The sequence below is a fragment of the Rhodococcus sp. BP-261 genome (assembly GCF_019835205.1).
Taxonomy (GTDB): Bacteria; Actinomycetota; Actinomycetes; order Mycobacteriales; family Mycobacteriaceae; genus Rhodococcoides; species Rhodococcoides kyotonensis_B.
The window spans coordinates 55,749-81,254 of sequence record NZ_JABUCO010000020.1 but is presented as its reverse complement, the minus strand read 5'-3'; the positions used below and the strand labels follow the sequence as shown (position 1 = coordinate 81,254).

The window sequence follows — 25,506 nt, the reverse complement described above, 5'->3', positions numbered from 1 at the left end:
CGCTTATCGGACCCGCCCCGTGGGTTCGGGCCGAAGTATTCCGGTGAGAACCACTGCAGCCGGGTAGGTTGAGGAAGTGGTTACGAACGGTCCAGCCGTCATCGCCCTCGGCGCCTCCGCCGGCGGCGTCGAGGCCCTGACTGCCCTCGTCGCGCACCTGCCGAGCGACTTCCCGCACGCCGTAGTGGTGGCGCTGCACATGCCTGCGCACGGAAACAGCGCACTCCCCTCGATTCTCGATCGTTCCGGTCTGCTCCCTGCGGTCACGGCAGAAACCGGCACGACGCTGAAGCCCGGAGTCATCTACGCCGCCCAGCCCGACCGACACCTGCTCGTCGAGAACGGCACGATCCACCTCAGCGAGGGACCGACCGAGAGCGGACATCGGCCGTCGATCAACACTCTCTTTCGATCCGTCGCACTGCATTCAGGTTCGCGCGGCGTCGGTGTCCTGCTGTCCGGAGTCGGCGACGACGGTGTCGACGGCCTCGCCGCGATCGCGGAACGAGGCGGCGTCACCATTGCCCAGGACCCCGACGACGCCCTCTACTCGACGCTGCCGTGCCACGCCATCGAGACGATCGGCGTCGACCATGTCCTTCCTGTCGCGAAGATCGGACCGTTCGTGGCCGCCCTCGATCTCCCGAAGGAGGTCGAGACCGAGGACGTTCGACGGGGAATGGAGCCTGCCGGAGCGTCCGTGCCAGGACTGCTCGAGTTCGAGGAAGACATCGCCCGTAGCAATCGTTTCGAAACTCACCCGACCGCCGACGACCTCGGGCCTCCGTCCGGCTACGTCTGTCCCGACTGCGGCGGTGCGCTACTCGCGATCGACGACAAGAACAACTATCGCTGCCGGATAGGACACGCCTGGTCCGGCCCGGCGCTCCTCGACGCGCAGAGTGAACAAGTCGACCAGGCGCTCTCCATCGCGTTGCGCAGCCTGCACGAGCGCGCCAATCTCGCGACCGCACTCGCCAAGCGCACGAAACCCGGTGCACTGCAAGACAAGTACCGCCGGAACGCCGACGAGGCCCGAGAGGCCGCGGACACCCTGAGCGCAGCCCTGTCCAAGCAACCGTTCACGGGGCAGTAGGTTTCAGTCCGCCACGAGCCGAGCGCAACTACATGTTCGCGAAGCTGTCCCACATTCGCCGACCGAGTTCGCGCTGCCCGGCGGCGTTGTAGTGAATCTTCTCGGTCTCGCTGTTGTAGAGCCCGCGCGGCCCCGGCACGTAGACGACGCTGCCTCGACGACGCGGGGTGTCGCGATGGACCGCGTCGATCACCGGATAGTCCGGATGCGCGGATTCGATCTCGTCGGGCACCATCTGACCGATCACGAACGGCACTTCCCCGAACCGACCACGAACGGTGTCGATGACCGAATCCAGTTTCTGCGCATATACCGGGCCGGGGGTCAGCGGCACGTCGCTCTCCCCCTGATGCCACAGCACCGCAGCCAGACTGTTGCCTGGAACGAGCGCGAGCCCGGATTCGATGCGCGCCAGCGCATTCCAGAAGAGATTGACACGGGCTGCCCTGTCCGCCGGGTCCCAGGAAATTCCGTTCACGCGCGCGAAGGCCGAATCGCCGCGCGCGTAGGGAACCAGCAGGACAGGCCGACCGGTGTCGTCGGCGAGGCTTCGTGCGAACGTCGTCGCGAATCCGACTGCCTTGGAGGGTACTTCGTGGAAGAGCGGGTCACAGCCCGCGACGATCGTGTTCTTCGACCGACCCGACGACGCCCACTGATGCACCCGCGGGTGCGGCTTGTCCAGGCCGTCGCGATCCAGTCCGACGCCCGCGCCGTGCGCGTTCGATTGCCCCATCACCGCGACGACGAGGTACGGCTCGGTGAACGGTTCCACCGGCAGGCCCGTACCCAGCCGCCGCTTGACGACGTCCTTCGCACGAACTTCCAGGTTCCTTCGCAGACTCACGGCCCTGTCCTTCACTTGCAATCGTCGACGGCGGGTTCGTCGGCGAATCGTTCACCGATCCAGTGGTTCACCGCAGTGCCGTCGACGTCGCCGTGTCCCTTTCCCGGCTGTCGATCGATCGCGACGGTATCTCCCAGCGCACACGCCCTTCTCACGGCTTCGTCCGTCCAAACCGCATCGATGTACGTATCCGCGTCGCCGTACACCACGAGCATCGGAGCAGTGGCACCCTGCTGCGGGACGGACATCTCGTCGAGGAAGTAGCGCAACAGTCCGGCCGCATCCTCGGTCTTCGGCGCCAGGTCCGTCGGACCGATCCGCTTCGCCGCCTCACTGCGCGCCGACGCCCCGTCCGGGGTGCACGCGCTCAGTGCGTCCCAGTCCGCGGCGACGTTGCCACTGCGGTAGAGGTCCAGGTCCAGGCCCGGTAGCTTTCTCGACAGTGACTCCAGAACCCACTGCAGAAGCGGAGCCTGATCAGCGGTCAGAGTTCCTCGTTGCGCCTTGTCGACCAACCCTGCCATGTTGGCTCCTGGAGCGAGGCTCACCGATCCGAGCATCTCCAATTCCGGTGCGTACCCGGCCTGTTCGTTGGCCGCCCACGCTGCACCGCCGCCCTGTGAGCCACCGAAGGCGACCCACCGGCTGGACACGTTCGGAAACACGTGCCCGAGCGCACGAACCGCGTCGATCATGTTGTAGCCCGCTGCGATGTTGTCCAGGTACGGGTGCACACCGGGATGCCCTAGACCCTCGTAATCGGTGATGGCGACGGCGAATCCGGCCGCGGTGTATCCCGCGACGAGCGGCGCCACGCCGAGCAGGTCGGACGACAGCGACGGACCGCACGCCTCGTCGATCCCCGTCGTGCCGTGGCCGAACGAGATGACGGGCCAGCCTCCGTCGGGGGCGTCCCCGGTAGGGGTGAACATGCTGCCGGAGACCTCGACATCGCCGACACTTCGGTAGACCACCCGCGCCGCGTTCAGTCCGGACCGAGTGACGCTCCACGGAAGATTCGGCATCGTCTCGGCGCTGACGATCGAGCCCGGGCCCGTGCCGTTCTCCGCGATCTCGATCGGCTCCGACGGTCTGTCCCGGAGCGCGAACGCGGCGATCCCCGGGACGGCGAACAGCGACGGGGTGGCGGCGCAGCCCGCCAACAGGAGCGACAGGGACAGCGCAGCAACAAGTTTGAGTCTCATCGCGCCAGCACCTGCGCTCCCGAGTCGACTTCCCACCGGATGCGGCCGAATTCGAAGTCGGTCACCCGACCGGTACCGTCCTGGTACTCCTCCGACGTGGGATAACCGATCTCCGGCGTCCACGCGTCGAGAATCGCACCGCGCACCACGTGCACACCCGTTCGCTCCGAATGGAACACGCGGGCACCGCCGTCGGCGTCCAACTGCTGCATGCCCTGCACGTACGGCCCTGCCGGCAGAAAACCGGACGCCAGAACAGCCGACGCCACCTGATTCGGAGACATCGCGAAACCGTTCGCCGAGCGGAACAACACACCACCGGCGAATTCCTGCGCCACGTAAGGCCTGCCGATGCGATCGTGCCCCGGATACACCGGAGTCAACGACTCGCCGAGTGACGGAATGCTCTGCGCCACAGCGTTCATGGCCAGATAGTCCGGATCGTCGAGCATGCCCGACTCGATGGCCGAGGTCAGTGCGGTGTACGCCGGCTTCGGAGTGAAATCACGGTGCAGAACCCCGAAGTTGTCCTCCGGATTGTCCGAGCCGGCCAGCCGATCGCGAATCTCGTGCACGTACATCGGTCCAGCGAACGACAGCTGACTCCATTCGTGGATGAACGACGTCATCAACTCGCCCTGACGGTCCTCGGTGATTCCGGCACCCACATCCGTGGGTGAGCCGAACTCGGTAGCCCAGATCTGCCTCTGGTCGTCACCGTGCGTGAGCATGTGGCGACGCATGTCGGCGATCATCCGCAACGCGCCGTCGGGAATCGATTCGGTTCCGACCAGCGTGCCCGGGTACGAGTACGGATGCACGGACAGGGCGTCGAAATAGCCCTGTGCCCCAGCCGCGTACATCCGTTTCAGGAATGTCAGGCCGTTCATCGTGTTCTGGTTGTCACCGACGGCCCCGATCGCACCGCCGATGACCATCGCGTCCGGGTCGACGGCTTTGATCTGCGTGTACGCTTCCCGCAGCATGTCGGCATACAGTTCGGGGTCGGCCCAGGGCGCGAAGAACACCTTGCCGTTCGGCTCGTTCCAGATCTCGTAGTGGTGGACGCGACCCGAGAAATGCTGTGCCACTTGACCCGCGTAGTGACCGTACTCCTGCGCCGACGCCGGCTTGCTCGTGAGCCCGAGCGACGGATCGGCAGCAGCCCATGCGGGTGTGTAATCGAGAATGGCGAGCACTTCGATACCGCGGGCGAGGGCCGCATCGACGACGCGGTCCGTCGGCCCCCAGACCTGCACTCCCGGTTGGGGTTCGAGCAGAGGCCACGCCATGTCGAGGCGTAGGCGCGTCGATCCGGATGCCGCCACCGCGTCGAGACTGCGGTCGAGCTCGTCCTCACTCGCCCACAACAGGGGTGCGCCGCCGGTGAACCCGATGGGCTTCAACGGAACCGGAGCGGAGGGGCCGGGGTCCGGGATGCTCGGTCCGTCGAGCACGAGCGGGTTCTGCTGCACGGCGGGTGCCGACCCGCATCCGGCCAGCAGCATACCGGCGAGCGCCACGAGAAGCAGTCGCCTCACGTGGACTTGTATCGACGGGCCAACGTCAGCGCCGGCTTCTCCACGAGCCGGTAGGTGACGGTGCCGAAGACGATGCTGACGACCGTCACCACCGCGAAGTTCCACAGCATGCCTGCCGGACTGTCGCCTGCCATCCAGCCGAACCGTCCGACCATGATCAGAATCGGGAAGTGCCACAGGTAGACACTGAGCGAGATGGTGCCGATGTAGCTCAGCGGAGCCCAATCCGCGAGTTCGGCGAACTTCGACCTCTGACCGCGTGCCAGCGGCACGATGATGAACAGGATCAGCAGGGCGGACCCGATGGCGACGAACGTGCTCTGCCAGCGAGAGTTGTCGTCGATCAGCTTCAGCGACAGGGCAGCCGCGGGGATCATCCCCACGAAAGCCCACCACCGCATTCGAGTGACGAAGCGGCCCTTCATGACTCCGCGCTCGATGGCCACGAACACGACGGCGACGAGCATGCCGTACGTGAAGTTGTCGGCGAGCGACCAGAAGCTACGGCTCAGGACGGCGATCTCGTTGGGGCCCCAGTCCAGCAGCAACGGATCCGTGATTCCCGACGCCTCCACCCGGCTCTGCGTGTACAGCTTGCCGGTGAGGCCGATGACGAACATCGCCCCCACCGGGATGAGGGCGAGTACGGGTGCAGGGATGTTCGTGCGCCCCCGTAGGTAGAACGAGATCGCAGCGAGGAGCGGCAACGCGATGTAGAACGCGAACTCGAGGGACAGCGACCACGACGGGTTGATACCGGTCTGCAGGTACTGCGGAATGTAGGAGTGCACGAGCGTCAGGTTCGCCAGCAGTGCGAGCGGATCGGTCAGCATGCCGAGCCCCGCGTCGGTGAAGTGCCGTTCGGCGACGGCAGCGTTCTCGACGAAGACCGCACGGAGCACGACACTGCACAGCAGGAAGATCACGATGTACGCCGGGAACACACGCAGGATGCGATGTACCGCGTAGCTCTTGGTGTCGGGCATCGGCTTTCCGGCGAACAGCCGTCGCACCATCGGCAGGAAGATCAGGAAGCCCGACAGTGCGAAGAAGAACACGAGACCCTGACCGAGCAGACCCAGTTTGAACGTCGCGACCGTCTGCGGGCTGTTGTGTCCGCCCACGTGCACCGCGAGCACCATCAGGCATGCGATACCGCGCGGCCCGTCGAGTCCGAGGATGCGGGCCGGGCGCTTGTCGGTGGACGCCGGCTCGGTAGCGGCAGCGGCCGTCCTGTCGGGAGTTGCGGTCATCGTCTTCGCCTTACGGTTGTGGCGGTGCTGGGCAGGTACTGACGGCCGGTGTGCCCGCGAAGCGTGCGGTGATCCACGAGAACGCAGCAGCTCCGTCGATGTCTGCGTGGCCTGCATTCGGTTGGAGAAGCGATTCGACGGTGTCCCCCGCCGCACATGCTGCGGCGATGGCACCGTCCGTCCACGACTGCGTGATGAGCGAGTCCTGTCCGCCGTAGATCACCAACATCGGTGCCGCCGAACGGGTTTTGGGGAGACTCATCTCGCGTAGATAGCCTTCGAGGGCTCGTTCCGCTTCGGGGGTGGCCGGCCTCAGGTCGTCGTCGTCGATCTGCGCGGCCAGCTCCGTCCGGTCTGCGGCGAGAGGTCCACCGCACGCGGACAATTCGTCCCACCGTTCGGCGACGATGCCGCGGCGATAGTCGTCGAGATCGATCTCGGGGTGCGACTCGGCCAGACCGACGAGCACCCACTGCAGCAGCGGTTTCTGGTCCGCGGTCAACGTGCCGTCGGCCGCGGCCCGTGCGAGGCCGGTGATGTCCGCCGCGGGAACCAAGCTGACCGAACCCACCATTTCGAGACCGTCGCCGTAAGTGCCTGCGAGTTCGTTTGCAGCCCAAGCAGCTTGGCCGCCCTGCGAGCCGCCGAACGACGCCCACCGATCCGACGCGTCCGGGACCAGCTTCTGCGCGGCGCGTACCGAGTCGATCAGGTTGTTCGCGGCGGTCGTGGCATCCAGATACGGGTGATACGACGAGTCGAGCCCGAGACCCTGGTAGTCCGAGACCGCGACGACGTAGCCGGACCGCACGAGTGCGGTGACGATCGGCGAGCTGCCCAGCAGTTCCGGATCGGTCGACGGCGCGCAGTCCGGTTGCACACCCGTCGTGCCGTGGCCGTACGCGATGATCGGCCACCCGCCGTCGGGGGCGTCCCCCTCCGGCGCGAAGATCGTGCCCGACACTTCCGTGGCCGAACCGTCGACACCCGACGTCGATCGGTACACCACGCGCGCCACGGTCGACGAGATTCCGCTGAGCCGGCGATCGACGGTCAGGAGATCGTCGGCGCTGACGAGCGAACCCGGTCCGTCGCCGGAGTAGTCGGCCGTCAGCGTTCCACCCAGCGCAGCCGAATCGGGTTGCGCTGGAGACTCATCGGAACATGCGCCCGCCACCAGGACAGCGGACAGTGCGCACGCCCCGCCGACGCGTCGTAGATGCCTCATCGTCTCGGTACCCCCACCTCTTCGAAGATGTGCTCCACTTCGTCACGGTGATCGACGGCATCACGCCACACCCCCGACGCGATCACCAGGACACAGCTGACGACGAATCCCATTCCCCCGCCGACGATCAGATTGCCGACGAGAGTCTCCTCCTCCTCGGGCACGGCAGCCGCGTCGATCAGCGTCACGTTCGACACCGGTCCGTTCGCACCCAGGTCGATCTCCTCGACCAGTTGAATCAGATTCGTGGCCAACGCATTCGCGATGTCTCGGGCTTGCTCTCCGGACTCGGCGACCGCCGTGATGTCGAACAGCGCGGACGCCGGCACAGGGCTGACGACGACGTCCTGCTTCAGCTCGTCCGGCCCCATCGCCAGACCCAGTTCGACGATGACGCGCCTCAGCACCTGCTCGCTGGCCGTCAACTGCACGTAGCTTTCGACGCGCATCATCGAACTTCGGTTGCCTTCTTGCGCGGCTCGCGTCGTCGTCGGACCCGGCGCGGTGACGAACACACGCGTCGACGCCGTGTAGGACGGTGCGACAAGCGAAGTGGCGAGCCATGCACCTGCCAGACTCAGTACCGTCGCGGCGAGGATCAGCGACCACGAGGCACGTAGCATCCGGCCGTAATCCTTCAGCCGTGGCACCCCGGTCGGCGCGATCATCGATCCAGCTCGCACGTGTCGACGACGTCCTGACCGGCGAATCGTGCCTTGACCCACGGCAGCGATCGGGTGCTGTCGAGGTTGCCGTGGCCTTCGCCGCGGTGCAGTTCGTACTCGACCACATCGCCCGACGCGCAGGCCTGCTCGAGCGCCTTCTCGGTCCACGGCTCGAGGATGAGGTCGTCCTCGGATCCGTACATGACGAGAAGCGGGGACGTCGACTTCGCCTGCGGCACAGCCATACCGGCCAACCAGCCGCGTAGTCGATCCGTCGCCTCCCGGCTGACGGGACGCAGGTCCGACGGCTGCAGCGCCGCAACGAGTTCCGGGACCAGGTCGGAGCCGGGCGGAACGCACTGCATGAAGTCGTTCCACCGCTCCCTGGCCAGACCGGATCGGTAGTCGTCGAGGTTCATCTCGGGATGCGAGATCGACAGGCCCTGCAGCGCGTACATGAGGAGGGGGTACTGCGCGCGCGTCAACGTTCCGTTCGCGGCCGCGTCGGCAAGCCCGGTCATGTCCGAGACCGGAACGATGGCCGCGGTGCCCACGAGTTCGAGCCCACCGCCGTACTCGCCGTTACGGTCGCTGGCGGCCCACGCCGCCATGCCTCCGAGCGACACCCCGTACGCGGCCCACCGGTTGCTCAGCGTCGGAACCAAGTTCCGCGCCGCGCGGACGGCGTCGATCATGTTGTAGCCCAGCGTCTTCGAATCGAGGTACGGGTGATAGTCACCGCCCAGTCCGAGGCCCTGGTAGTCCGACATCGTCACTGCATACCCGTTGAGGACGAGTGCGGCGACGATCGGCGCGCTGCCCAAGAGGTTCGCGTACTCCGACGGGCCACAGTTGTTCAGCACACCCGTCGTGCCGTGGCCGAACGAGATGATCGGCCAACCTCCCTCGGGCGCAGCGCCTCCCGGAATCAGCACGGTGCCGGACACGTCGGTGACCCTGCCGTCGATACCCGACGTCGATCGGTAGACGACGCGAGTTGCCGTCGCACCGAGTTCGGTCACGTCGTCGGCGATGTCGTCCATCGGCTCGAACGAGCGCAACGAACCGGGTCCGGTATCAGCCAGGTTCGGCGGTGGTAGAGGCTCGGGAGCCGACGTCGTCGCGGTGACGGGCGTCGTGGCCGCGTCGGGCGATAGAACTACCTGGTCGTCCCAGGCACACCCCGCCACCAACGACAGGGCCGCGCACATCCCCGCCGCGATTCGGGCAGGCCTCGTGGACCGCAGCATGCGTCTAGCCCCTACTGGACGAGGAAGCAGGTTCCTCCCAGGTAGCGTCGGCTGCCTGCGGCTTGGTTTGTGCCGCAGCACCTCTCGCGTGCGTCGCGGCACGACGACGGGTGGGCTCGAACGTCGTCACCACTCCGAGGACGTTGGCGCCCACACCGCCGAGAACCTTGACGGTCCGGCGCAGCGTGTCACGCGTCGTGCTGCCGACGCGTGCGAGCACCAATGCGCCGTCGGCGAGCGCGGTGAGAACTGCACCGTCGGTGACGTCGAGCAGCGGAGGCGTGTCGACGATGACGTAGCGATAGTCGCCGCGCAGCGTCTCGAAGAGAACCTGAGCGCGGTCCGAGCCGAGCAGCTCGCTCGGGTTCGGTGGCACCGGGCCCGCAGGCAGCACGGAGACACCGCTGACGACATCGCGGTGAATGGCGTCGTCCGGACGGTGCTCGCCGGACAGTACGGTGCTGAGGCCGCGGGTCTGCGCGATCCCGAGGCGATCGGCGAGCTCGGGCGTACGCATGTCGCCGCCGACGAGCAGAACCTTGTAGCCGGCCTCGGCCATCACGGCGGCGAGGTCGATCGCGGTCGAGGTACGTCCCTCGCCCGCACTGCCACTCGTGACGGTGATGACCCGTGGCGGCGAACCGGCACCGAGGAAACGAATGTTGGTTCGCAGGGCTCGCAGCGGCTCACCCATACGACTGAATGTGGCGACGGCGGTGGACGGTCGTTCCGGGTCGATCGGAAGACCGCCGATGACCGTGCGGCCCGAAATGTCCTCTGCACGAGGACGATCGCGAATCGATCGGTCCATCAACCCGCGGGCGAGCGCAGCGAGGACGCCGACGACGAAACCTGCGACTGCGCCGAGGACCAGCAAGGTGACCAGTCCCGTGCCGGCTGGGCTCGACGGTACGTCTGCCTGATCGACGATGGTGGCTCCGGCAGCCGGGTTTCCGCCGCGCTGCGACGTCTCGAGTTCCTGGACGACCTGAGTCAGCTGACCCGCGACGGCGTTGGTCAGTGCGCGGGCGACGGCCGGATCCGAATCGGTGGCACAGAGGTCGAGCAACACGGTCTTCTCGAGCGGCGTCGCAGTCAGCTTGTCGCGCAACTCGTTCGCCGTCATCGGTTGCTGCAACTGATCCACTGCGCGCTGCGCGACCTGAGTGCTGGTGGCCAGACCGGCGTACGAGTTGACGCGCTCCTGAGAGAACAGGTTGTTCTGATAGGCCTCGCCGACCGAGCTACCACCCTCGGTCGTGACGAACAGACGAGCACACGCCTGATACTGCGGCGCCGAGACGAACGAGTACACGAGTCCGCCGACGATGCCGAGCACCGTCGCGATCGCGACGATCCACCATCCTGCACGGAGAATCCGCCCGTACTCTCGCATCTCCACGAAATGCTCCTCTTCGATTGCCCGGTTCGCCAGAAAGAATAAAGTGCAGAGATCAATTCAGCAGTACATACATGTTGCGACCGGATGAAAGCGTGACAACATCAGTGCCCATGAACATCTCGAAACGTGTTGACGCGGCTGTGATCGTCGTCGTCCCGTTGTTCGTTACATTCTTGATGATCGTCGGTGGAACGCCAGGAAAACTGGGTGCTTTCGCCCTCGTCGGGCTTGCGGTGGGAGCTTACATCGGACTCAGGCACCCCACATATCTGACTCGCGCTCTTGCATTTTCGCTGGGCGCGCTTCCGTTCGGCTACGTCCCCGGCGTTCATGCTCCGTTGGTATTCACGCTGGGATTCGGCGTCGTACTCGCGTCGGTGATCCACCGCACAGGAGTGAGTCGCGTCACATACGGCGAGATGGCCGTCATCGCATTGATCGTCACGTCGGCGCTGTCGGTCGTCGCAACCGGCAGCGCGACAGTGGATTACGCGGAATTCGGGAAATGGCTCGTTTCGACTCTCGTAGCGGTATCGCTGCTCCGGTTGCCGCGGACGGAACTCGAGTTGTTCGGAAGGATCTACGTCTACGCGGCCTCCCTCGCAGCGGCATTCGCGGTCGTCGTTCTGATGGGCGACCCGGCGGGCAAGTTGATCGGCTACCTTTCCCCGTTCGGATACGGCACCGAAGAGGAAAGCACGCGCTTCGTCTATTCCGGCGGCGCGGCGACGGTTCGACTCGCCGGCACGTACATCGATCCCAACGCCGCGGGCATCGGCCTCTTCGTCGCACTCATGCTCTGCGTACTGCTCCTCCGCGACAGGATGCGATTGGCGCTGTCGGCGTTGCTGTTCGGCGCACTGGTGCTGACCTTGTCGCGCGCTGCCCTGTTCTCGGTGGTGTTCGGCGTCGTGCTGATGCTGCTGTTTCAATCCATGCGGACGCGCGACCGCGTCGTCATCATCGGCGGATTCTTCGCCGCGTTCGTGGCTGCACTGTCGGTCCCGACCGTGCGTAGCCGGGTTTTCTCGTCCTTCGGCAGCGGCGATGCCGGGTCGAGCGCGAGAGGTGACGCACTGGCCGACTTCCCCGGGCACATGGCCGGCCACTGGCTGTTCGGGCTCGGCTGGGGGCGCACCGAATTCAAGGATCCCGGCTCGGCGTTCGAGGTCAACTACGTGGCCAACGCCCCGCTGCTGTCCGTCTATCGCGGCGGGATTCTGGCAGGCCTCGCCTTTTCCGCAGTGATCGTCGTCGGCGCGATCATCGGCTACCGATGCCTCCGGTCGAAGCACTGGGAACACGGATTCATCGGGGGCGGATTCATCGGGTTCTGCGTCGTCGCGCTGCAGTTGGATTTCCCCGTCGTCACCATTCCGGCCACGACGATGGCCTTTTCGGTCTTGATCGTCTTCCTCGTCGTCGCGTGGGAAAAGGCCACCGATAACGTGCCCGACGACCGAACCCTAAGGCCATTCGCGTCGCAAAGCCCGGTAGCGACAAACATGGCTTGACCAGCAGTTCGATACGAAAAGACAAAGTGATTGCGGCTTGTAACACTTTCGATTTTCCTGCAATGATTTCTCGATGGGCTCGCGAAAAGAGCCCCCTTCCGGAGAGATCATCATGAGCCGTATTCGACTTCGATCAGTGGTGTCCGCACTGTCGGTAGCCGTGATGACCGCGAGCCTGTCGCTCGGGGTCACGTCCTACGTAGTACCGACCGAGCACACACTCGCCCAGGCCGACGCGGCCGTGACACCGACGACGGTCGGCGTCTCCGACAACGGTGCGCTGCTGTGGTCGAGCGACGCCGAACTGAACACGACGCTGTCGATACTCGACGCCGCGGGCATCAAGTCGATGCGCGTGTCGATCCCGTGGGCCAACGTCGAGCCCGCACAGAACCAGCTCGTCTGGACCGCCGTCGACCGCGTCGTGAATGCAGTGAACGCGCGCGGTATCTCGATGCTCGGCATCATCGCCTACACACCGACCTGGGCGACGTCACCACCCGGACAGGCACTCAACTACCGGCCCGCGTCGCCCGCCCTGTTCGGCCAGTTCGCCGGCAAGGTCGCCGACCGATACAAGGGCAAGATCGAGGCCTACGAGATCTGGAACGAGCCCAACGGAGCGATGTTCTACGGTCCGTCCCCCGACGCCGCCGGGTACACCGACCTGCTGAAAGCCGCCTACCCGGCCATCAAGGGCGCCGACCCGTCGGCCACCGTCGTCGGCGGGGTACTGGGAGCCGTCGTCGACAATCACGGGATGCAGAACCCCGTCACGTTCACGCAGCAGATGTACGCCGCGGGCGCAGCCGGGAAGTTCGACGCGCTGTCGTTCCACCCGTACCAGTACACGATGAAGTTCGCCGACGGCACGTACGTCGACGACTCTCCCGTCCGTCAGGTCATGGACATTCGCGCACTCATGGTCGCGAACGGCGACGGGGGAAAGAAGATCTGGGCCACCGAGTACGGCGTACCCACCGCGGTCGCGTCGGAAGAGCAGCAGAGCGACATGATCACCCACTTCATCACGAAGTGGCAGGAGCTGCCGTACACCGGCCCGATCTACCTGTACCAGCTGAAAGACCAGCAGACCGGTAGTCAGGACACAGAGATGACGTTCGGCCTGCTGCGCTCGGATTGGAGCGGCAAGCCCGCGCTCTGGGGCGTCATGTCGCAACTGATGAACGGCATTCCGCGCTCGGCCGAGTACAACCGGTTCCAGATGGTGCCGTCCGAGCTGGGTGCAGCCGTCAGCCCGGTCTTCCCGATCCGCGACACGTGGGCGCAGATCCGCGACTACGCGACGGTCTTCCAGACGCCGACCGGGTTCATCGCGTCGCCGAACGTGGTTGCCGACGCGGTCCGCCGCACCGGCTTGTTGCCCACCACCGGCTTCGCGAACGGCTACCAGGACTTCGACAGCCCGTACGGCCTGCGCGTGTTCTCGACGGACCTCGGCGGGACCCGGCTGATCGGCGGCGGAATCATCTCCGCGTGGGACCCGACGCTCGGTCCTGCGACCAGCGACGAGACGCCCATCGACGGCGGCGGTGTGCGCGTGACCTTCCAGTACGGATCGATCACCTGGACGCCCACGGCGGGTGCGCGGGCGCAACGGTAGGCGGCTTCACGTGCGCGCGAATGTATAGCGGGCTATACATTCGCGCGCACGTGGGGACCGAAACAAACTGAAAACCGAATTACTGACAGATTCACCGACCGGTCGATTACAGACCGGTCGGTGTTTTTATTTCGAACCGAGTTTCACGTTCATTTCTCGCGATATCGCCCGCCGACTCGGAGAATTCATTTCCGTAGTGTTAAATCGCGAGGAATACCGAGTATCCATACTCTCCCGCGTCCGATTCGTCATTGTGAAGCACATCACTTAGTGCTACCAATTCAGGCGCATGTCGGATACTTGTTTACTGTGAACGACTGACACAGTGGGACACCAGTGTGTTCGGAGTTCTCGTCCCAGTCGGGGGACGCACATAAGCCCGGAAGTACATCGCACAACGACGTCGCGAAATCCATGCTTTCCGCGGTCGGGAATTCAAGTCAAAGTCTCTTTGTGCACGGTTCGACACGATTGGTACAAGAATGAATGCAAACGCCGCTGTGCAACGGAAACATCTGCGGGTCGCCGCATGACGGAGCAACTCACCCGCCCGATACGCGTCGCCATCGCCCACGACTACCTGACACAGCGCGGCGGCGCCGAGAAGGTCGTGCTCGCCATGACCCGCGCTTTCCCCGGCAGTCCCGTCTACACGACGCTGTTCGAGCCGTCGACCACGTTCCCCGACTTCGCAGGTATCGACGTTCGCACCTCGACGTTGAACCGAATCGGGTTCCTGCGCAAGAACCATCGCCTCGCGCTCCCTCTTCTGCCGTTCGCGTCGAGCTCGATAGCGATCGACGCCGACGTCGTACTCACCAGCACGAGCGGCTGGGCACACGGATTCCGCACATCTGGACGCAAACTCGTCTACTGCTATTCACCTGCACGTTGGTTGTACGAATCGCAAATGTATCTCGGCGAATCCAGTAGCTCACTGAAACGTGTTGCACTGAAGGCACTCTCCTGGCCGTTACGCCGGTGGGACCGTCGCGCTGCAGGTTCCGCAGACCGCTACCTGGCCATCTCCACGATCATCAACAAACGCATCACCGATGCGTACGGCATCGCATCCACCGTGCTTCCCGCGCCGTTCACCGTCGAGACCTCACCGGCCGAACCGATCACCGACGTCGAGAACTGGAGCGGCGGAGAGCCGTTCCACCTGTGCATCTCGCGCCTGCTCCCCTACAAGAACGTCGACAAGGTCATCGCAGCGTTCGCCGGGACCGACCACAAGCTCGTCGTCGTCGGACGCGGCCCCGAAGCCGAGCGTCTGCGAAAAGTCAAGTCGGACAACGTTCTCATGCTCAGCGACCTCAGCGCGGGCGAAATGACCTGGCTGTACACGATGTGTAACGCGGTCGTCGCCGCGAGCTATGAAGACTACGGATTGACCCCCATCGAAGCCGGCTATCACGGGAAACCGACCGTCGTTCTCCGGTGGGGCGGGTTCCTGGACACCGTCGTCGAAGGCGTCACCGGTGTCTATTTCGACGAACCGACGCCCGAAGCAATCCGGGCAGCGGTCGAGAAGCTCGAACGAACATCATGGGAGCCGCTGAAGATTCAGGCTCACGTGGAGCAGTTCAGTGAAGAACGCTTCGCAGCAGAACTGATTGCGGCAGTCACGGAAATTCACGAAGAGAACATCGAGAGGAAGCTGTCGCAATGACCAAGAGGGCATTGATCACGGGAATCACCGGTCAAGACGGCCTTTACCTTGCCGAGCTTCTACTGAGCAAAGGGTACGAGGTCTTCGGATTGCTTCGGGGACAGAACAATCCGAAGGCGGCAATGCTCGAGCGCATCCTTCCGCAGGTCGAGGTGCTGACGGGCGATCTGCTCGATCTGTCCAGCCTCATGCGCGCGTTCGCCTACGCAGATCCGGACGAGGTCTACAACCTCGGCGCCGTCTCCTTCGTCGCCTACTCGTGGGAGAACGCACGTCTGACCACCGACGTCACCGGCGGCGGGGTGCTGAACATGCTCGAAGCCACGCGTGGCTACCAGGACATGGCGGGCAAGCAGGTTCGCTTCTACCAGGCGTCGAGCTCCGAGATGTTCGGCAAGGTGCAGGACGTCCCGCAGCGCGAATCGACGCTGCTGTGGCCGCGTTCGCCGTACGGAGTCGCCAAGGTCTACGGCCACTACATGACGATCAACTACCGCGAGTCGTACGACATGCATGCCAGCTCGGGCATTCTGTTCAACCACGAATCACCGCGTCGCGGAATCGAATTCGTGACGCGCAAGGTCACCCGCTCCGTTGCTCGCATCGCACTCGGCCTGCAGAGCGAGATCTCGCTGGGCAATCTCGACGCCAAGCGCGACTGGGGCTTCGCCGGTGACTACGTCGAGGCGATGTACCTCATGCTGCAGCAGGAGCAGGCCGACGACTACGTCATCTCCACCGGAGAGACGCACTCCATCCGCGAACTGCTCGACCACGCATTCGCCGCCGTCGACATCACCGACTGGTCCGAGTACGTCAAGATCGACCCCCGCTTCTTCCGCCCCGCCGAGGTGGACCTGCTCGTCGGTGACTCGTCGAAGGCTCAGGAGAAGCTCGGCTGGAAGCCGAAAGTCACCTTCCCCGAACTGGTTTCGATGATGGTGCAGAGCGACTTGGCCGAGCAGTCGGCCGACGTGGTCAAGATCGCGTGACTGCCAGGCGGGAGCCGCCTAGCGCCCTCGTGACGGGGGTTGCCGGGCAGGACGGCAGCTACTTGTCCGAAGCGCTCGTCGATCTCGGATGGACGGTCCACGGTGTGGCTCGGCCGGGCTCGATGAGCGTCGTCGACGACGTCACGATGCATCAGGTCGATCTCGGTGAGCCGGGAGCCGCGTCGGATCTCGTCGGCGCCACCGACCCCGACTACGTCTTCCATCTCGCCGGCATCTCGTCGGTGTGGCGGTCGTGGAAGGACCCGGTGTTGACCACCCGAGTCAACGGAGTCTCGGCCGCATCGCTGCTCGACGCGTGCCACACGCATCAGGAGGCGTCGGGCAAGCGGGTCATGGTGATCAACGCGTCGAGTGCCGAGATCTTCGCCGGATCCTCGGACCCGGTGCAGAACGAGAACTCGCGTATCGCGCCGACGTCTCCCTACGGTGCATCGAAGGCACTGAGTCACAACATGGTTCAGGTGTACCGATCTCGCGGTCTCGAAGCCACGAACGCAATTCTGTTCAACCACGAGTCGCCGCGACGGCCCGATACGTTCGTCACCCGCAAGATCACGAAGGCGGCCGCCGCGATCGCTCGTGGCACGCAGAGCAAGCTCGAGCTCGGCAGCATGTCCGCGCAACGCGATTGGGGTTGGGCACCCGACTATGTCGCCGCGATGGTCGCGATGGCGTTGCACGGCAAGGGTGACGACTTCGTAGTCGCGACCGGGCAGTCGCACAGCGTCGCCGATTTCGTTGCCTCCGCGATGGCAGCCGTCGGGATCGACGACTGGCGCAGCTACGTGGATGCAGATCCCGAGATGCTGCGTCCCGCCGATTCGGCCAGAATGATCGGCGACGCGTCCAAGGCACGCGACGTGCTCAGGTGGGCGCCCACCAAGAACTTCGAGGAGATCGTCACCGCGATGGTCGAATTCGACATGACCGAGGAGATGGCAGCATGACAGCGGTGGAAGAACCCACGACGGACGCGAAGATCCACCACGTGTCGGACTACAAGATGCAGGACATCTCGTTGGCCCGCAAGATCCGAAACCGGATCGGCACACTGGGTTTCAACATGGTGGTCACCTACATCCCGTCGCACGTCGTACGGCAGAACTTCCTACGCGCGTTCGGGGCGACGATCGGCAAGGACACGTCGATCTTCCGCGGCACAACGATCCTCGACATCGAGAATCTCGTGATCGGTGAGGCATGCTCCATCGGCTTTCGGTGCATGTTCGACGCGCGTGGCGGAATCACCATCGGCGACAACGTCGTCATCGCGAGCGACACGCACATCATCGGTGGGTACCACGACCACAACGATCCGACGTTCAAGCCGATTCTCGAACCCACGTTCATCGGTGACTACGTCTGGATCGCCAGCCGGTGCACAGTGCTCAGCGGTGCCACGATCGGCCGTGGCGCCGTCGTCGGCGGCTGCTCGATGGTGCGTGGCACGGTGAACGAGCTCGAGGTCGTCGCAGGCACGCCCGCCAAGGTGCGCAGCATGCGTGATCCGAATGCGCTGCAGTACCGCCCGAAGTATCGTCCACTGTTCTACTGATCCCCATGTGCACGGAAATACATAGTCCGCTACGTATTTTCGTGCACGTGCTCCGAAGGAGCCCGCCCCGTTGATCCTCCGCGACCAGAGACTCGTCTACGTCGCCCCGCGCTCCGGCGTGGGCGGCGTCGGTGACTACTCCGACGACTTCGCGGCCGCCGTGCGTCCGCACTTCGGCGAGGTCGTCGAGTACCGCCACGACGGGCCGGGCAGCGATTCGGTGCGTGACATTCTCGCCCACCGCAAGGCCGTCGCCGCGCTCGTCGACCCCGGCCGCACCATCGTGCACTGCGAGCTCAGCGGCGGGTCCGTCGTCCCGTTCTGGGCGACGCATCGGCTCGCCGGGGCACCACCGGTGACCGCGACGGTCCACGACCCGCCCGGGCTCGTCTGGTGGCCTGCACGCACCAAGCTCCTGGCCGGCCGGAAGGTCCTCAATCACGGTCTGCACTACCCGTTTCGCTCGCTGTGGCGCACGCTCGAACGCCGTGTCGCGGCTGACCGCACCCTGTTCGCGCTGACCAAGGCAGGCGCCGACTCCCTGAACGCCGAATACCCACGGGCCACGGCCAGAGCGAGCACGATCTTCGTGCCGGACCGTCCGGATCTTCCACCGGCGGAGGATCGCCCTCTCGCGGTCGGACTGTTCGGACTCGTGTACCGCGGCAAGGGTTTCGAACAGATCCAGAGCCTCCGTGACCGGTTGCCGCGCGATATCGCGATTCGCGTCGCAGGCCGCGGCACCGACCAGCTTCCAGCCGTCGACGGCGTCGAGATCGTCGGCGAAGTCAACGACGCGGACGAGGACGCGTTCTTCGCATCCATTCGTGCACTCGTCGTCCCGTACGGCAAACGCACCATCTACGGCGACGCGTTCCCCGCGTCGTCCGTCGTCACGCGGGCCATCGCGTACCAGACCCCGATCGTCTGCCTGAAATACGGTGCCTTGTCCGAATCCGACGGCGGCGCAGTGGTCGTCGACGGAGGAATCGCCGACGTCGCCGACGCAGCGCGTGATCTGGTCACCGACCCCGTCGCGCTCCGCACGCTCCGGCTCGAGGTCGAGACGCTGCGCCGAGCCAACACCGCTGAACTCGTCGTGCAGGACTTCCTGGCGGAGTGGTCCAGGTGAACGCGAACCTGATCAAAGCCGGTGTCGCCGCACTCTGGACGTACGGCGGGCGCGGCATCGGACTGCTGTGGACCGTCGCACTGATCGCGCAGCTCGGTATCGCCGACTACGGCCACTACGCCATGGCGTTCGCGCTCGCCGCGATAATCGCTGCGCCACTGGATCATCCGTTCGGCGTTCGGTCCATCCGCGTCGACGAAACCGACTACCTCGGCGAGCGCACCACCCGTGCACTGATCGGTGTCGCGCTGATCGCCGTCGGACTGTGCCTGATCGACGTGAACTACGTCGCGTGGTTCGCCCTCGTCGTCGCGGGCGGCGAAATGACCTTCAATGCATACAAATCGAGAGCTCTACGCGACGGCCACCCCGACGTCACCCAGCGGATGGACACCGTGCGTCAGGCGTCGAGCATCTCCTTGGCGACGGCATACCTGTTCGCCGTGTCCGAGCCGACCCTGCTCGTCGCGAGTCTGCTCTACGTCGCACCGTATTTCGTCATCGCCTTCGTCGCACTCGTCCAGACACGTGTCGCACGGCCACTCCTGCCCGGGTCGTGGCGCGAAATCTCGATGTTGTTCTCCGAGAACCTCGCCAACGCCGTCTACATCCAGGGCGACGTGCTGCTGCTCGGCTACCTCACCGACAGCACCATCGCCGGCTACTACTCGGTCGCCTCGGTGACGGCATGGGCCGTCGCGTTCGTCGGCCAGTCGTTCGGCCACACGTTCCACGAGAAACTGCGCCTCGCCGACGGCCGCGTCACGGCAGGCCCCGCGTTGAAGCACACCGTCGTACTCGGCTGCGTCGCAGGTTCTTTGCTGCTGATCGCCGGTGTCGTCCTGTTCTTCACGCCCGCGCCGTCGCAGGTCGCCGGAGCATTGGTCGTCATGTCGTTCTTCGTCGTCATGCGCGTGATGAACTACGTGTTCACGACGGTGCTCTATCTGCAGCATCGCGACCGCACCCGCGTTCTGGCCGCGGCGGTACTCGCGCCGCTGAAGATGGTGCTGATTCTGTGCCTGTTCCCGCTCGGTGCCGTCGGCGCCGCTCTTGCATCGGTCGTCACCGATGCAGTTCTGCTCGTGTGGTTCACGCGGGCTCTCTACCGTGAACCCGCCAAGGAAGAGGTGGCCTCGTGAGGCGTGCGACGTTCCTGCTGTCGAAGGACCCGATCACCGAGCACGGCGGTGATATCGCGTTGTCGCGCTTGATGATGCAGCTCGCCCGTGAAGCGTTCGAGGTGCGGTCGCTGTGCTTGTCCAAAGAGACCGAACCGTCGCCCGATCCCGACGTCACCCGAGTCCTCAAGCCACGTGTCGACGCGAAGCTGCTGCTGAAATCGGTGCGTCCCACGCGCAGTGTCGTGCACGGCCGCTACGACGTCGACGCCTTCGTGCACGCAATCGAGGCGTCCCGCTCGGATGTGTATGTGGCCGAACACAGTTACATGGCCGAGCCGTTCATCCGCTCCGCCAAATTCGGTTCGCCGTTCGTCATCAACACGGTCAACACCGAGTCCCAGGTGTGGAAGGTGACGCGTGGGCTCACCGGACGAATCGAGGCGCCGCGCATCCTGCGCGACGAGATTCGCGTCGCTCGTGCAGCCGATGCCGTCGGAACCTACGACGCCGACGAGGCAGACATGTACCGCAGCAACGGCGTCCGAGACGCTCGGTGGATCGATCTGACGCTGGAGCCGACGCCCAAGCTCGACCTCACCGAAACCGCGAACCGTCTCGTCTTCATGGGCACGCGCGACTGGCCACCGAACCAGGAAGCGTTCAAGATCGCGCTCGAGTACTGGCCCCGAATCTCGGACGGCATCGACGACGCCGAACTGTGCATCATCGGCGCAAAGGCAACGGGCGCAGTCGATCCCGTGTATCCTCCCGGCGTCCGTGACCTCGGCTTCGTGGACGACCTGCAGGAGTTCCTCGGTACGTGCCGCGCACTGATCGCACCCGTCGCCACGGGCGGCGGAGTGCGTGTGAAGATTCTCGACGCGGCCAGCAAAGGACTCCCCGTCGTCGGAACCTCGGCTGCCGTCGGATCGCTCGGCCCGGTGTTCGAACTGCCCACGTTCGACGACCCCGAGCACTTCGTCGCCGAATGCCGTCGCTACCTCCTCGACCGCAACGCCGCCGTCAAAGCAGGAGAGCGGATCTACGAACTCAACGCGGCCCGCTGGGAAGAACGCATCCCGCACACGACCGTCGCATCGTTGATCGGCGCACCGCTCCGATAACACCTAGGATCACGCCATGCTGACACGACGCCTGCTCACCGTCGCTGCTGCCGCAGCTGTTGCGCTCGGACTGTCCATGCCCACTGCGCAGGCTGCCCCGCCGTCGGGACTCGGTTTCAGCAGCGGTGCACCGTTCGTGCTTCTCGACGACGCGACCCTGAACAACGAGCTCGTCGCCGGCCGGGAGGTCGGTGCATCGTGGGTGCGTATCGTCGTCAACTGGGCTGCGGTCGAGACCGCGCCCGGCGTGTTCGACTGGAGCAACACCGACCGCGTCGTCGATGCGGCTCGGGCACAGGGATATTCGGTGCTGGCGGTGCTGGCGGGAACACCGGCGTGGGCGCAGGGTCCGATCCCGAGCATTCTGCCGGGTGCCGTTCCCGTCGATCCGAACACCTTCGGTGCATTCTCCGGCGCTGCGGCGACGCATCTGGGCGATCGCGTCGACACCTACGAGGTATGGAACGAGCCGAACATCCCGTCGTTCTTCGCACCCGTGGACGCGTCGCGCTACGTCGGTCTGCTGCGTGCCGCCTACCCGGCGATCCACGCGGGCGATCCCGGCGCGACCGTGATCGGTGGTGGGCTCGCTACGACGATCGACACCGGCGGCTGGACCGTGGCTCCGGTGACGTTCCTGCAGCAGATGTACGCGGCAGGCGCCGCAGGGTTCATGGACGCACTTGCCATGCATCCCTACACTTTTCCGTTCACCGTCGAGAACGACCCCAACGGCCAGTGGGCGCAGGTCGACCAGGCCCACGGCATCATGAAAGCCAACGGCGACGGTGGCAAGAAGATCTGGATCACCGAGCTCGGTGCGCCGACCGGGAACGGTCCGATGGCGGTGACCGAGGACGCGCAAGCCGCGATCATCGGAAGCAGCCTGGCACGGGCGTCGACCCTTCCGTACGTGGGGCCGGTGTTCGTTCACTCGCTGCGCGACTCAGGAACCGACGCGTTCGATGCGGAGCAGAACTACGGTCTGCTGCGGAGCGACTTCAGCCGGAAACCGTCGTTCGCTGTGGTGCAGGGCTCCTGACGACGGCGAGTCGGTCCGTTTCGCCGCGTCCTTGCGCAGGTTTCAGCCGGTGCGCAGGTTGCACCGTGCGCGTTCGCTGCAACCTGCGCGGCACCGCCGTCGACGACGGGCTAACCGAGCTGAACCGTGGCAGTGGCGCGGTGCCCGAAGATTCGCTTCCCCTCGAACGTCGCACCGAGCGCGACGACGGCAGTGCGGCTGTCGGCGTCGAGTGATTTGATCTTGCCGCTGAACTCGATCTCGGCGGCCTTGTGCGGGCCGACGGGAATCGGTGCGGTGAACCTGACGGTGTAGTCCTTGACCGCACCCGGGTCACCGATCCACGAGGTGATGTATCCGCCGCCCAGTCCCATCGTCAACATTCCGTGTGCGAGAACGTCGTCGAGGTCGATGAGCTTGGCGAACTGTTCGCTCCAGTGGATCGGGTTGGCGTCTCCGGCAACGCCCGCGTAGTTGACGAGGTCACCGCGAGTCAACAGGACGGTACGGCCGGGCAGCGTGTCCCCGACGGCGACGTCGTCGAACTTCACCCCAGGCTGGGCATGGTGCTCGACGATCTCGAGCGGCGGGTGCTCGACCTGTTCCTCGGCATGGTCGGCCGCTTTGGCCCGAGCGGCCGACGTCGTCGCGCCGTGCATGACGAGGTTCTCGGCCGCCTCGACGATGCCGCTGTCGACGTCACCCTCACGGCCGATGAGCAGCGTAGTGTACGTGGTCTGGACGAGCTCGTTGCGTTGATTGGACACGATGTTCTTGGTGACCATCATGTCCTTGCCCATGACTTCCTTGTAGGAGTCGAGCGAGACGTCGCAGTACAGCTGATCACCGGCGACGATCGGCTGATGGAATTGCAGAACCTGATCGGTCTGCAGCATCTGACTCAGATCGAATCCGACGGCGATCTTCTCGAGCAGCCGACGCTGCGCGAGAGTGCCGACCAACGAGATGAACGTGAGAGGTGCGACGACCCCGGTGTGCCCGAGCGCCTTGGCTGCGTCACCGTCCCAGTGGGCCGGATTGAAATCCTGCACTGCGCGCGCGTATTCGCGAACTTTCTCGCGTCCGACCTCGTAGTAGTCGTCGGTTCTGTAGTGCTGGCCCACCATTGCCCGCGCGTGCTCAGCCGGATCGACCCCTGCCACTGTTGACTCGCTGTCGCTCATTCCAGAAAACCTACCGGTCTCTCCGCGACGGGTTCCACAGGGGACGGAGAGCTTGTGGAACGTCATAGGAACGGTGGGAGCGCATGATTGCTCCCCACAGTTCTACGCCGATCGATCGCGCGCCATCGGGTCGAATCGCGGCGGCGAAATCGTGGTCACGGCGGCGAACGGCTGCGGCGGCCGACGTCGCACTGCATCGGCGGCAAGCAGCGCAGCCCCGTGCGCCGTCAACGATTCGGGAAGCGACGGCGCGAGAACGGGCAGCTTGAGATCCCGACGAAGAACGCGCCGCAGCGACGGAATATGTGCGCACCCCCCGACGAGGGCGAGCGCGCCGACGGCCCTCGGCGCGTCGACGATGATGCTCGCCGTCCAGTCCTCGATCGAACGGATGGATCGGTCGATGATGTCGTCGAAAGAGTTGCGCCACAACCGAACCGGACCACCGACGAACGGACCCGACACCTCCGCCACCCGCAAGCTCGACAGCTGTTCGCGCGCATAGCGGACCGCAGTCGTGAGAGCGTCGAGAGCTGCGGTCGACACGAGTTCGTCGGCGCCGTAGGTCTCGAGCAGATAGTCGCGCACCGCGTCGTCACACACGGCGCCACCGAACAGCGAAGTCCGTGCCGAACCGAACACCTGTCCCGACGACGGGTCCACGACCGACACCGTCGTACCGGACGCACCGATATCGCAGATCGCGACGGTACGAAGACCGTCGAGCTCGCCGGTCCCGCGAAGAAAACGCAACTGCGCGCCGAGCTCCGACACCACCATGCAGCGCTCGGACCGGTGCATCGAATACGCCGACGTACGCATCCGCGACGCGGGATCGTCCGGAACGGCGAGCACGACGTCCTCCCCGTCGACGCGCTGCGACAAGGCCATCGAGTCGAGAAGATCAAGGGCGGCGCTGACGTAATCGGCCGGCTCGAACGAGCGCGCGACACTGGCCGACGTCACCGAATCGTCGGCGACGTCGAGTGCAGTTGCGCGTGCCGTCGACGTTCCCACCGAGACACCCAGCACCGCATTCATGACTACCTCGACTTCAGGTCACCCCAATCCGACCAGCAGATACTAGCGGCAAACAAGTCTCGAGGTAGGTCGAACTACAGTTTTGCGATCTTTCGGTTTGTTTTTCGCAGTTCACCCATTGCCGCTCGTCGACGGCTCCGCAGTGGTGGTGCTGATATCCGGCGGCGTGGTCGTCGTGACCGGCGGCGGCGTGGTCGTCGTCAGCTCGGGAGCCTGAGTCGTCCGCGAGGTCGTCGAGGCAACCGGCCCCGGCTGCTGCGTCTGCGTCGACACCGGGCGAGGAGGGACGACGGGCGCAGGGGCGACAGCGTCCCTCGTAACGGAAATCGTTGTGGCCGTGCCGATTTCGACAGGTACGGGCGGACCAGGGATCACGGCCTCGGGCTCGACGGGCTCGAGGGGTTCGACCGTCATCGTCACCGCGTTCGTGGGATGCACCATCTCGACGGGAACGGGCGCGTGATGGGGCGTCGGCGACGACGTCATCGCCCATGCGGTGACACCGCCGAGCGCAGCCAGCACGCACGCGGCGGCGGCCGCGACCGGCCAGGCAGTCCGGCGAGCCCCAGGCAGGGCACCGGGCCTGGGCGCGACGACGTCGACTTCACCGACGAGCAACGCCGCGGCGACGTCGGACGAGAAGGCATCGGTCAGTCGCTCGTCAAAGATGTCGACGACGAGCACCGGATCGGGCTCGGTCTCGGCCAACGCGTCGGCGACGATCTCACGTTGCAGCGAGTTCTCGCACACGACGGCAGCGCCGACGAGGGCCACGTCGTGCTGCCGCGCCTGAACCGACATGAAGCCGAGCGCAGTCGACACCGCACCGGCGATCCCACCCGGCGCTGCAGCAACCGGAACCGTTCGCGTGGCGATCGGGCCCTGCTCCGGCGTGCCGGTCTCGACGAGCGACGCGGTGACCTCGTAGGTGCTCACGTGTACGCCCAGCGCAATACGCACTTCTGTCACGGCTCCCTACGCTCGACGGCCGACCGGGGATTCCGGTCGGTTT

At 65.2% G+C, this 25,506-nt stretch carries 22 protein-coding genes; 11 read left to right on the top strand and 11 right to left on the bottom strand.

Annotated elements, in window-relative coordinates; all coding sequences use genetic code 11:
* Positions 1-76 precede the first annotated feature (76 nt).
* The gene (locus HQ354_RS19625; RefSeq protein ID WP_068422809.1) at positions 77-1,096 is read left to right on the top strand and encodes a chemotaxis protein CheB; all 1,020 of its coding nucleotides are present in this window, start codon (positions 77-79) and stop codon (positions 1,094-1,096) included.
* Positions 1,097-1,124: 28 nt separating this feature from the next.
* On the opposite strand, the gene HQ354_RS19620 is transcribed toward HQ354_RS19625, so the two are convergent.
* From HQ354_RS19620 to HQ354_RS19585, 8 genes are read right to left on the bottom strand one after another with little or no spacing between them, the layout of a single operon-like run.
* Positions 1,125-1,943, bottom strand: coding sequence for a sialate O-acetylesterase (locus HQ354_RS19620; protein ID WP_068423007.1), 819 nt, complete (start codon positions 1,941-1,943; stop codon positions 1,125-1,127).
* An 11-nt stretch (positions 1,944-1,954) separates the two neighbouring features.
* On the bottom strand, positions 1,955-3,148 hold the full coding sequence (locus HQ354_RS19615; protein ID WP_157105241.1) for a lipase family protein: 1,194 nt from the start codon (positions 3,146-3,148) through the stop codon (positions 1,955-1,957).
* A complete protein-coding gene (locus tag HQ354_RS19610) occupies positions 3,145-4,689 on the bottom strand; it encodes a cellulase family glycosylhydrolase (RefSeq protein WP_308115235.1) in 1,545 nt (514 codons plus the stop codon). Before HQ354_RS19610 ends, HQ354_RS19615 begins: the two co-directional genes overlap by 4 nt.
* Positions 4,686-5,942: an acyltransferase gene (locus HQ354_RS19605; RefSeq protein ID WP_068422802.1), complete on the bottom strand. Its 1,257-nt coding sequence runs from the start codon at positions 5,940-5,942 to the stop codon at positions 4,686-4,688. The genes HQ354_RS19610 and HQ354_RS19605 overlap by 4 nt, the downstream gene beginning before the upstream one ends.
* Before the next feature lie 10 nt (positions 5,943-5,952).
* Entirely contained in the window at positions 5,953-7,170 is a 1,218-nt protein-coding gene (locus HQ354_RS19600) for a lipase family protein (protein WP_222635369.1), read from the bottom strand.
* A complete protein-coding gene (locus tag HQ354_RS19595; RefSeq protein WP_068422796.1) occupies positions 7,167-7,838 on the bottom strand; it encodes a YveK family protein in 672 nt (223 codons plus the stop codon). Before HQ354_RS19595 ends, HQ354_RS19600 begins: the two co-directional genes overlap by 4 nt.
* Entirely contained in the window at positions 7,835-9,085 is a 1,251-nt protein-coding gene (locus HQ354_RS19590; RefSeq protein ID WP_254303429.1) for a lipase family protein, read from the bottom strand. Before HQ354_RS19590 ends, HQ354_RS19595 begins: the two co-directional genes overlap by 4 nt.
* Before the next feature lie 4 nt (positions 9,086-9,089).
* Complete coding sequence (locus tag HQ354_RS19585) at positions 9,090-10,481, bottom strand: polysaccharide biosynthesis tyrosine autokinase (RefSeq protein WP_261768946.1); 1,392 nt, start codon at positions 10,479-10,481, stop codon at positions 9,090-9,092.
* Positions 10,482-10,597: 116 nt separating this feature from the next.
* Between HQ354_RS19585 and HQ354_RS19580 the strand changes: the two genes are divergently transcribed.
* The 10 genes from HQ354_RS19580 (at position 10,598) to HQ354_RS19535 (ending at position 22,290) form a co-directional block, all read left to right on the top strand.
* Positions 10,598-12,001: an O-antigen ligase gene (locus HQ354_RS19580; protein WP_222635371.1), complete on the top strand. Its 1,404-nt coding sequence runs from the start codon at positions 10,598-10,600 to the stop codon at positions 11,999-12,001.
* A 112-nt stretch (positions 12,002-12,113) separates the two neighbouring features.
* On the top strand, positions 12,114-13,625 hold the full coding sequence (locus HQ354_RS19575) for a cellulase family glycosylhydrolase (protein WP_068423004.1): 1,512 nt from the start codon (positions 12,114-12,116) through the stop codon (positions 13,623-13,625).
* A gap of 529 nt (positions 13,626-14,154) precedes the next feature.
* A complete protein-coding gene (locus HQ354_RS19570) occupies positions 14,155-15,300 on the top strand; it encodes a glycosyltransferase (protein ID WP_068422787.1) in 1,146 nt (381 codons plus the stop codon).
* Positions 15,297-16,292, top strand: coding sequence for a GDP-mannose 4,6-dehydratase (locus HQ354_RS19565; protein ID WP_068422784.1), 996 nt, complete (start codon positions 15,297-15,299; stop codon positions 16,290-16,292). The genes HQ354_RS19570 and HQ354_RS19565 overlap by 4 nt, the downstream gene beginning before the upstream one ends.
* The gene (locus HQ354_RS19560) at positions 16,289-17,260 is read left to right on the top strand and encodes a GDP-mannose 4,6-dehydratase (RefSeq protein WP_222635372.1); all 972 of its coding nucleotides are present in this window, start codon (positions 16,289-16,291) and stop codon (positions 17,258-17,260) included. Before HQ354_RS19565 ends, HQ354_RS19560 begins: the two co-directional genes overlap by 4 nt.
* A complete protein-coding gene (locus tag HQ354_RS19555; protein ID WP_068422779.1) occupies positions 17,257-17,868 on the top strand; it encodes an acyltransferase in 612 nt (203 codons plus the stop codon). The genes HQ354_RS19560 and HQ354_RS19555 overlap by 4 nt, the downstream gene beginning before the upstream one ends.
* Before the next feature lie 70 nt (positions 17,869-17,938).
* Positions 17,939-19,000, top strand: coding sequence for a glycosyltransferase (locus tag HQ354_RS19550; protein ID WP_261768935.1), 1,062 nt, complete (start codon positions 17,939-17,941; stop codon positions 18,998-19,000).
* The gene (locus tag HQ354_RS19545) at positions 18,997-20,142 is read left to right on the top strand and encodes a lipopolysaccharide biosynthesis protein (protein ID WP_222635373.1); all 1,146 of its coding nucleotides are present in this window, start codon (positions 18,997-18,999) and stop codon (positions 20,140-20,142) included. Before HQ354_RS19550 ends, HQ354_RS19545 begins: the two co-directional genes overlap by 4 nt.
* Complete coding sequence (locus HQ354_RS19540; RefSeq protein WP_068422775.1) at positions 20,139-21,248, top strand: glycosyltransferase; 1,110 nt, start codon at positions 20,139-20,141, stop codon at positions 21,246-21,248. Before HQ354_RS19545 ends, HQ354_RS19540 begins: the two co-directional genes overlap by 4 nt.
* 16 nt (positions 21,249-21,264) lie before the next feature.
* Positions 21,265-22,290, top strand: coding sequence for a beta-galactosidase (locus HQ354_RS19535; RefSeq protein WP_068422773.1), 1,026 nt, complete (start codon positions 21,265-21,267; stop codon positions 22,288-22,290).
* A 110-nt stretch (positions 22,291-22,400) separates the two neighbouring features.
* On the opposite strand, the gene HQ354_RS19530 is transcribed toward HQ354_RS19535, so the two are convergent.
* The 3 genes from HQ354_RS19530 to HQ354_RS19520 all read right to left on the bottom strand — a co-directional run bounded on the left by HQ354_RS19530 (position 22,401) and on the right by HQ354_RS19520 (position 25,463).
* Positions 22,401-23,453: a fused (3R)-hydroxyacyl-ACP dehydratase subunits HadA/HadB gene (locus HQ354_RS19530; RefSeq protein WP_068422770.1), complete on the bottom strand. Its 1,053-nt coding sequence runs from the start codon at positions 23,451-23,453 to the stop codon at positions 22,401-22,403.
* A gap of 102 nt (positions 23,454-23,555) precedes the next feature.
* Positions 23,556-24,494, bottom strand: a complete 939-nt coding sequence (locus tag HQ354_RS19525; RefSeq protein WP_157105240.1) for an Hsp70 family protein — start codon at positions 24,492-24,494, stop codon at positions 23,556-23,558.
* A gap of 111 nt (positions 24,495-24,605) precedes the next feature.
* Positions 24,606-25,463 (bottom strand): hypothetical protein, encoded by an 858-nt coding sequence (locus HQ354_RS19520; RefSeq protein WP_254303427.1) that lies wholly within the window; start codon positions 25,461-25,463, stop codon positions 24,606-24,608.
* Positions 25,464-25,506: the final 43 nt, after the last annotated feature.

Coding starts and splice junctions, on each gene's coding strand:
- HQ354_RS19530 (WP_068422770.1), bottom strand. CDS start 23,453: ATGAGCGACAGCGAGTCAACAGTGGCAGGGGTCGATCCGGCTGAGCAC.
- HQ354_RS19555 (WP_068422779.1), top strand. CDS start 17,257: ATGACAGCGGTGGAAGAACCCACGACGGACGCGAAGATCCACCACGTG.
- HQ354_RS19570 (WP_068422787.1), top strand. CDS start 14,155: ATGACGGAGCAACTCACCCGCCCGATACGCGTCGCCATCGCCCACGAC.
- HQ354_RS19595 (WP_068422796.1), bottom strand. CDS start 7,838: ATGATCGCGCCGACCGGGGTGCCACGGCTGAAGGATTACGGCCGGATG.
- HQ354_RS19585 (WP_261768946.1), bottom strand. CDS start 10,481: ATGCGAGAGTACGGGCGGATTCTCCGTGCAGGATGGTGGATCGTCGCG.
- HQ354_RS19580 (WP_222635371.1), top strand. CDS start 10,598: ATGAACATCTCGAAACGTGTTGACGCGGCTGTGATCGTCGTCGTCCCG.
- HQ354_RS19565 (WP_068422784.1), top strand. CDS start 15,297: ATGACCAAGAGGGCATTGATCACGGGAATCACCGGTCAAGACGGCCTT.
- HQ354_RS19535 (WP_068422773.1), top strand. CDS start 21,265: ATGCTGACACGACGCCTGCTCACCGTCGCTGCTGCCGCAGCTGTTGCG.
- HQ354_RS19575 (WP_068423004.1), top strand. CDS start 12,114: ATGAGCCGTATTCGACTTCGATCAGTGGTGTCCGCACTGTCGGTAGCC.
- HQ354_RS19615 (WP_157105241.1), bottom strand. CDS start 3,148: ATGAGACTCAAACTTGTTGCTGCGCTGTCCCTGTCGCTCCTGTTGGCG.
- HQ354_RS19525 (WP_157105240.1), bottom strand. CDS start 24,494: ATGAATGCGGTGCTGGGTGTCTCGGTGGGAACGTCGACGGCACGCGCA.
- HQ354_RS19600 (WP_222635369.1), bottom strand. CDS start 7,170: ATGAGGCATCTACGACGCGTCGGCGGGGCGTGCGCACTGTCCGCTGTC.
- HQ354_RS19590 (WP_254303429.1), bottom strand. CDS start 9,085: ATGCTGCGGTCCACGAGGCCTGCCCGAATCGCGGCGGGGATGTGCGCG.
- HQ354_RS19605 (WP_068422802.1), bottom strand. CDS start 5,942: ATGACCGCAACTCCCGACAGGACGGCCGCTGCCGCTACCGAGCCGGCG.